The organism is Mycobacterium sp. E136 (assembly GCF_001666865.1).
Classification (GTDB): domain Bacteria; phylum Actinomycetota; class Actinomycetes; order Mycobacteriales; family Mycobacteriaceae; genus Mycobacterium.
This window is the reverse complement of record NZ_LZJE01000071.1, coordinates 1-734: the sequence shown is the minus strand read 5'-3', so window position 1 is coordinate 734 and position 734 is coordinate 1. Positions and strand designations below refer to the sequence as shown.

The 734-nt window shown below is 66.6% G+C and carries 1 protein-coding gene; it reads left to right on the top strand.

Annotated elements, in window-relative coordinates; translation table 11 throughout:
* Window positions 1-3: 3 nt before the first annotated feature.
* Window positions 4-734 (top strand): NAD(P)H-dependent amine dehydrogenase family protein (locus A5698_RS05480; RefSeq protein ID WP_068294164.1); only part of this gene is annotated, 731 nt, incomplete at its 3' end.

Here is a 734-nt window from a genome sequence, read left to right as displayed (position 1 = left end):
CCGCTGAGAACCGTGGTCTGGGGGACGGGCGGCGTCGGGTCGATCGCGATCGATGCGATCCGGAGCAGGCCCGACCTGGATCTCGTCGGGGTGTGGGTGCACTCCCCCGAGAAGGACGGCAAGGACGCGGGTGAACTCGCCAACGGGCAGCCGATCGGGGTGGCCGCCACCACCGATGCGGATGCGCTGATCGGGCTCAAACCCGATTGTGTCATCTATTCGGCCAGCGGGCCGGAACGTGATGCGCTGGCCGTCCCGGACTATGTGAGGCTGCTCAGCGCAGGGATAAACGTGGTGACCACCAGCACCACCCGCCTGGTCAACCCCCACGCCTACGAACCGGTCGAGTGGCGCGACCAGTTGTCCGCGGCCGCCAAGGAGGGCCAGGTCTCGTTGTACGCCTCGGGGATCGAGCCGGGCTTCGTCGCCGACTACCTACCGCTGGTGCTGAGCACACAGTCGTCGCAGATCGAGAAGATCCACGCCTACGAGATAGGCCTGTACGACGACTACGGTGTTTCCGACATCATGAGCGACGCTTTGGGATTCGGCCGACCGCTCGACTACCAGCCGTGGATCTCATTTCCCGGGGCGATCGCCGGCGAATGGCAAGGCCAGATCCGCATGGTCGCCGAGGCCCTCGGCGTCGAGATCCAAGAGGTCCGCGGCACCCTCGACCGCCGCGTCACGGACCGCGACATCGAGGTGGCGTTCGGCACTATCGAGGCGGGGAC